Origin of the sequence: Coleofasciculus sp. (assembly GCF_046539235.1) — a bacterium.
Classification (GTDB): domain Bacteria; phylum Cyanobacteriota; class Cyanobacteriia; order Cyanobacteriales; family Coleofasciculaceae; genus Coleofasciculus.
Window position 1 is genome coordinate 1 of record NZ_JBKHHI010000363.1, and the last position, 6,795, is coordinate 6,795.

Annotated in this window: 6 protein-coding genes; 4 read left to right on the forward strand and 2 right to left on the reverse strand. The window is 48.4% G+C overall.

All coding sequences use genetic code 11. The features are described from left to right. A partial coding sequence (locus ACLFWI_RS23940) for a CHAT domain-containing protein (RefSeq protein WP_446415007.1) occupies positions 1–469 on the forward strand: 469 nt, incomplete at its 5' end. Positions 470–762: 293 nt separating this feature from the next. On the opposite strand, the gene ACLFWI_RS23945 is transcribed toward ACLFWI_RS23940, so the two are convergent. Further along, a complete protein-coding gene (locus ACLFWI_RS23945) occupies positions 763–2,628 on the reverse strand; it encodes a protein kinase domain-containing protein (protein WP_446415011.1) in 1,866 nt (621 codons plus the stop codon). A gap of 236 nt (positions 2,629–2,864) precedes the next feature. On the opposite strand from ACLFWI_RS23945, the gene moaA reads away from it, so the two are divergent. Then, entirely contained in the window at positions 2,865–3,851 is a 987-nt protein-coding gene (gene moaA / locus ACLFWI_RS23950) for a GTP 3',8-cyclase MoaA (RefSeq protein ID WP_446410819.1), read from the forward strand. Positions 3,852–3,941: 90 nt separating this feature from the next. Here moaA and rpsD read toward each other — a convergent pair whose 3' ends face one another. Beyond that, entirely contained in the window at positions 3,942–4,550 is a 609-nt protein-coding gene (rpsD, locus tag ACLFWI_RS23955) for a 30S ribosomal protein S4 (protein ID WP_446415008.1), read from the reverse strand. A 102-nt stretch (positions 4,551–4,652) separates the two neighbouring features. Here rpsD and ACLFWI_RS23960 point away from each other — a divergent pair, with 102 nt between their 5' ends. After that, a complete protein-coding gene (locus tag ACLFWI_RS23960) occupies positions 4,653–6,128 on the forward strand; it encodes an aminotransferase class I/II-fold pyridoxal phosphate-dependent enzyme (RefSeq protein WP_446415009.1) in 1,476 nt (491 codons plus the stop codon). 25 nt (positions 6,129–6,153) lie between these two features. Next, on the forward strand, positions 6,154–6,759 hold the full coding sequence (cbiT, locus tag ACLFWI_RS23965; protein ID WP_446415010.1) for a precorrin-6Y C5,15-methyltransferase subunit CbiT: 606 nt from the start codon (positions 6,154–6,156) through the stop codon (positions 6,757–6,759). The last annotated feature ends 36 nt before the right edge of the window (positions 6,760–6,795 follow it).

Consider the following 6,795-nt stretch of genomic DNA (forward strand, 5'->3'; position numbering starts at 1 on the left):
ATTTAAACCGGGAAAAGCCAGTAACTCCTATATTCAGTTTTGGAATACCCGCTTAACCCTAGACAAGTTACGAGAGTTGCAATTAGATAATCCCCCAGTCGAACTGATGGTATTAAGTGCCTGTCGTTCAGCGTTAGGGGATGAGGAAGCAGAATTAGGATTTACTGGATTAGCGGTACAAGCTGGGGTCAAATCAGCGTTAGGTAGTCTCTGGTATGTCAGTGATACCGGGACGTTAGGACTGATGACCACATTTTATCAACAGTTAAAACAAGCCCCGATTAAAGCTGAAGCCTTGCGACAGGCACAATTGGCAATGATGCGGGGAGAGGTGGAATTAGAAGGAGATGAATTAGTCACGCCAGCCGCGAAAGTTGACTTGCCAGAGGAATTGCGGAACCAAGGAAATATTAATCTAACTCATCCTTATTATTGGAGTGCGTTTACCCTGGTAGGGAATCCTTGGTAATTAATGAAAAATATAAACTTGTAGGGTGGGTTAGGCGGGATTAAATTAACAAAACTAATCCTTATAATTCGATATCCGCCGTAACCCACCAAATCTGTGAAAAACGGTGCGTTACGCCTTCGCTAACGCACCCTACTGGTATGACCCAGCTAAAATAGGGCTTTGTTTGTAGTGAGTACAAAGAGTGCTCTAACGCCTAGCTGAAGAGGGCTGAAGCCCTCACTACGAAGCCAATCTATTGCACCATTTTAGTTGGGTCACGCCACTACAAATGTGGGTTATTGGATCATTTATCAACAGTCTTCTTCGGCTTCCGGTTCACAAATTGGCACTGAATTGTCCCCTGTGGGTTTAGGTGAGGGTTGAGCAGGTTCTTCTGTTTCCGGTTTAGGATTTTGGGGATTTGACTGTTCTGATGACGGCGGATTTTCCTGATTTGTATCCCCTTGATTTTTACGCCGGGTGGCTTGGCGAACTAAATCATTTAACTTTTCTCGCCAATAGCGTTGTTCCGGAAAATCGCTGTCTGCGGCATAAATAATCACATCAACATAGCGACCTTCATTGTAAGCTTGTTGAATCTTATCGAATTTGGCTTTCGCTTCCCCCCATTCCTTTTGCCAGGTCTCGATTTTATTTTGAGCATCCTCAAACGCTGGACTACTGGGGAGAACCGATTGAGCCGCCGCGATCGCTTTATCTAAGTTACCTTTTTGATACTCTTGGGCCGCTTCTGTCAATACCTCTGCCCCATTATCTTTGGGCTGATCAGGGGATTTTTCCGGCGTTGGGGTTGGTTCTGGGCTGGGACTGGGTTTTGCCTCAACTGGAGTCGGACTCGGTTGAGTTTCTTCTGGGGTAGGGCTAGCAGGTTGTTCAGCAATAGTATCCACAGAGGCACAATCGATATACTGCCCAAAAACCCATCCAGCTTGCGGTGAACGAATTTCCACCCAATCCCCTTGCCTTGTGCCAGTTAGGGATAAGTTTGTACCTTTAGTAACCTTGCCAACAACCTCTGCATTGGGGTTTGAGCGCACGTTCAAGGCTTGAGCCGTCACCGTGCAATTGCCTCGTACCATTCCTTGACCGGACATCCCCTGACGAATGCCATAGGCCATGCCTGCGGCTGCCATAGCCACGACTAAACCCACACCAATGATTAACGGGGCGCGATTCGGTTCAGATGCAGGTTCGGGTTCAGGAGGGGGAGGAGGGGGAGGAGGGGGAGGTTGTCGAGGGGGTGCGCCTGGGGAAACAGCTAGAGTTCCTTGTTCCGATAGGGGCGTGGGTTGTGGCGTTGGTTGAGACGGCGGAACAGACTGACCCGAAGCAGCAGCGATGAGCGATCGCACGGCTTGTAACGCTTCTGTGGCTGACTGGTAGCGGTCTTTGAAATGATAGCGCACCATCCGGGTCAAAATATGTTTTAGCCCTGGACTTACGGGTGCAAGATGCTGCCAGATCAGTTCGCCCGTATTTAAATCTTCCTGCAATTCAGCAGGCATACGACCTGTGATTGCCTGGATAGCAATAATTCCTACAGCGTAAATATCGCTAGTGGGACGCGGTTGACCCAAAGCCTGTTCACTGGACATATACCCCGGAGTTCCCACAGCAACGGTATTGCTCATCTGTCCTTGTGGATTTGCCAGTTGAGTCCGGATTTGCTTAACCGCCCCAAAGTCTAATAAGACTAACTTCTTATCTAAATTCCGTCGAATCAGGTTATCTGGCTTAATATCCCGGTGAATCACGCCACGGTTATGTACAAACTCTAAAACCTCTAAAAGTTCTTGCAGCAGGGCAATAACTCGCGTCTGATCCCACGGTTGTCCCGGTATCAACTCTTGGCTGAGGGGATGCCCTTCAATATATTCCTGAACCAGATAAAATTCTTGGTCTTCTTCAAAGTAGGCAAGCAGGCGCGGGATCTGCTCATGATTTCCTAGCACCTCCAGGGTTTCCGCTTCGCTGTTGAATAGACGTCGGGCAGTTTCTAAGAAATTGGGGTCACGATTTGCGGGCTGAAGGTGTTTGACCACACAAATCGGGTTACCGGGACGACGGGTATCTTGTGCCAGGTAGGTGCGACCAAATCCTCCTGCACCGAGGACTTGGTTGACTTGGTAACGACCATCCAGTAGCTTGCCTAACATCATGAGTGATGCGCCTCAACGTTCACATGTTAATAGTTACATACACTGACGGGACATGTGTGCCAGGATTGTGCCAATTTAGTTTTTGCTCTGATCGATGCATTCAATACATAATCCCTAACGTCCGATGAGTTAAAGATTCTTATCATAGAACAATAGCTGCATAGAGATGGGGGATAGGGAATTATATTGGCAGTTTTCGCCTTTGGAGTCTTGTACGATAACTAGAAAATATAATGAACACTGTCGATTATCTCCGGATTAGCCTAATTGACCGCTGCAACTTCCGCTGTCACTACTGTATGCCGGAAGGGTCAGAACTTGACTATATCCTGCAACAGGAACTCCTCACCCACGAGGAACTGCTGACGCTATTGAAAGAAGTTTTTATCCCGGTGGGGTTTAGAAAGTTTCGCCTGACGGGTGGAGAACCGCTACTGCGTCCAGGGGTGGTAGAGTTGGTCAGAGAAATTGCCGCACTGGATCAAACCGAAGATTTAGCGATGACAACGAATGCCTTTTTACTCGCAGGTATGGCACAAGACTTGTATGATGCGGGATTACGGCGGATTAATATTAGCTTGGACTCTCTCAATCCTGACACCTTTGACAAAATTATCGGGAATCGGGGGCGATCGCGCTGGCGGCAAACTTGGGACGGAATTCAGGCGGCACATCGGGTGGGGTTTGATCCCCTCAAATTGAATATCGTCGTTATTCCAGGGGTGAATGACTCAGAAGTCCTGGATTTAGCCGCCCTTACCCTGGATCGCCATTGGCACATTCGCTTTATTGAGTTTATGCCAATTGGCAATCCTGAATTATTTAACGATCGCGCCTGGATTCCTTCTGAGGAACTCCGCCAGCAAATCCGCGATCGCTGGGGCTTAGTTGAGTCGAATGTGCGCGGGAATGGACCGGCTGATGTATTCCAAATTCCTAATGCTTTGGGGACTCTCGGCTTTATCAGTCAAATGTCCGAATGTTTTTGCGATCGCTGTAACCGGATGCGCCTCTCTGCCGATGGCTGGTTGCGTCCCTGTTTACTCAATGAAACGGGTCAGATTGACTTAAAAAGCACTCTCCGTAGCGGTGTTGATCTCGCCCAATTAAGAGCGCGAGTGCAGCAGTTACTAGCGATTAAACCAGACATCAACTTTAAACAGCGAGAGTCTGGTACTGATGGTTACTACACTCGCACCATGTCACAAATTGGGGGTTAGTGGGATTGCTGATAGTTCATCGTTGATTGCTGATTGCTATGAACCATCAACCATGAACTATGAACCATCAACCATGAACGAGCAACCAATCTACGCTTTCCGTGAATAGAACTCAACCACTAGCAGTTCATTGATTTGCAGGGCGACCCACTCACGCTCAATCACGCCATTGACCTTACCGGTGAATGTTTTCTTATCAAACTCTAAATGGCTGGGTAGATTTGCCAATCCGGGGTATTCCAGATTTTTTTCCACCAAACCCCGAGAGCGCTGATTATCTTTAACCATAATCACATCACCGGGACGGCATTGATAGCTAGCGATATTCACTTCCCTACCATTGACCATCACATGACCATGATTCACAAGTTGACGCGCACCCGGTATAGTACCTGCCATACCTAAGCGAAACACGGTATTATCCAGTCGCATTTCTAGCAGTTCTAGCAAGGCTTGACCCGTGGAACCCGTTGCTCGACGTGCTTTGCGAACATAGCGAAGCAATTGCTTTTCCGTGACTCCGTAGTTGTAGCGGAGTTTCTGTTTTTCTTCCAATCGAATCGCATATTCTGACCGCTTCCGGCGAGCTTGACCATGTTGACCGGGTGGGTATGAACGACGGGGGGATTTGCGAGTCAAACCGGGCAGATCGCCTAGACGACGGACAACCCGCAGGCGCGGACCTCGATATCGCGACATAGAACTTCCTTGTGTACCTAACTAATTTTTTACCCAAATACTTTATAGTACAACTGACGAATGACAAATGACAAATGACGAATAACCAATGACGAATAACCAATGACGAAGGACAAAGGACAAAGGACTATCCCCATACTCGATGCTTTACAAGCCTGTGCTGGAGTCCCCCACGCACCGTTCTACGCCCCAGGTCACAAGCGGGGAAAGGGTATATCTGACAGACTGGCGAATCTATGGGGAAAATCAGTCTTTGAGCATGATCTTCCCGAATTACCAGATTTTGATAACTTATTTGCCCCTTCAGGAGGGATTAAAGAGGCGCAAGCGTTAGCAGCGGAGGCGTTTGGTGCCGATAAAACCTGGTTTCTGGTAAATGGCTCAACCTGTGGCGTAATCGCGGCAATTTTAGCCACTTGCGGTACAGGAGATAAGCTGATTTTGCCTCGGAATAGTCATCAATCCGCGATCGCAGGTTTGGTTCTTTCCGGTGCGAGTCCGATTTTTATTACCCCAGAGTCCGATCCTTGGGGTGATTTGGCACACAGTATTACGCCAGACGCCGTTAGCCAAGCCCTCAAGGAACATCCGGATGCTAAGGCGGTGATGCTACTGTATCCGACCTATCATGGCGTGTGCGGGGATGTCCACGCGATCGCACAACGGGTACATGACGACAATATTCCTTTGCTGGTTGATGAAGCACACGGGGCGCACCTGACCTTTCACCCGGATTTGCCGCCAAGTGCAATGTCAGCCGGGGCTGATTTAACCATACAGTCCAGCCATAAGGTTTTGACGGCGATGACCCAAGCCTCAATGCTGCACATTAAAGGTCATCGCCTTGATCCGGAACGATTGAGTCAAGCTTTACAGTTTGTCCAGTCTACCAGTCCCAGCGCCATCCTCTTAGCCTCTCTAGACGCCGCACGACAACAAATGATGTTGTATGGGGAAAGGCTGATTAGCCGCACTCTAGGACTGGCTGAGGCGGCGAGGGAACAGATTCAGCAAATTCCGGGATTATCGGTGTTAGATGCCACAAAGACTCCGGGCTGTTTTACCCTAGATCCGACCCGGTTGACGGTGAGAGTGAGTGGGTTAGGAATAACGGGGTTTGAAGCCGATGAAATTTTTTGTGATCAGTTGGGTGTAATTGCCGAGTTGCCAACATTCCAACATCTGACGTTTATCCTGAGTTTAGGGAACGCGGCGGAAGATATTCAGCAATTAGTCCAAGCCTTTACCGACTTACAACAGCGCTATTCTCGTCCTGATACTTCCTTTAGGCAAAATTTATACCAACTGGGAATGACATCAGGGTTAATCCTGGAACCGTCAATGTCTCCTCGCGATGCCTTTTTTGCCCCGAAAGAACGGTTACCTCTAGACCAAAGCGTAGGTCACATTAGTGCTGAATGGATTTGTCCCTATCCTCCAGGGATTCCCGTTTTAATGCCAGGATTTGCGATCGCGTCAGCTACGGTGGACTATCTGCGACAGGTTCAGCATTTTGGCGGCTATATTACTGGGTGTAGTGACCCTAGCTTAAACAGCGTCAACGTTGTTATACAGTAAGGACTAATGACCAAGGACGAACAGAATGTCTTCTCCCCTGTGGAACTATACCACTCCTGGTATTCCCGATGATTTATTCGAGCGCTTGCCTGGTATTCCGCTGAGTAAGCGAGAAGTAAGGTTACTAATTATTTCCGCATTGCGCTTAGAATCCCATTCCTTGCTCTGGGATATCGGTGCAGGAACAGGTACGATTGCCGTAGAAACTGGATTACTTTCTCCTCACGGTAAAATCGTGGCGGTAGAACGGGATGAAGAGGTGGCAAACCTGATTCGACGGAACTGCTCCCGCTTCGGTGTTGAGAATGTTGACGTTATCGAAGGATCTGCACCTGAATGTCTCCAAGATCTACCAGGAAAACCCCATAGAGCCTGTATTGAGGGAGGACGCCCGATTAAAGACATTCTTAAGGCAGTCTGGCATTACTTAGAACCCCAAGGTCGGATTGTTGCCACAGCTAGTAATTTAGAGAGTCTTTATACCCTCTCCGAAGGATTGGCTGAGTTACAAGCTCGTAATATCGAGGTTGTGCAATCCTCAATCAATCGCTTGGAAACCCGAGGTACTCATCAAATCTTTGCGGCTGTTAATCCTATGTTTATCCTCAGCGGGGAGAAGCTGGATTCGTGACATCCTCACCGCCCTACAAGGACGGTGATTCCCTAC

Bases quoted from the DNA above. Each gene is read 5' to 3' on its own strand.
- ACLFWI_RS23945 (WP_446415011.1), bottom strand. From the start codon at position 2,628: ATGTTAGGCAAGCTACTGGATGGTCGTTACCAAGTCAACCAAGTCCTC.
- moaA (WP_446410819.1), top strand. From the start codon at position 2,865: ATGAACACTGTCGATTATCTCCGGATTAGCCTAATTGACCGCTGCAAC.
- rpsD (WP_446415008.1), bottom strand. From the start codon at position 4,550: ATGTCGCGATATCGAGGTCCGCGCCTGCGGGTTGTCCGTCGTCTAGGC.
- ACLFWI_RS23960 (WP_446415009.1), top strand. From the start codon at position 4,653: ATGACGAAGGACAAAGGACAAAGGACTATCCCCATACTCGATGCTTTA.
- cbiT (WP_446415010.1), top strand. From the start codon at position 6,154: ATGTCTTCTCCCCTGTGGAACTATACCACTCCTGGTATTCCCGATGAT.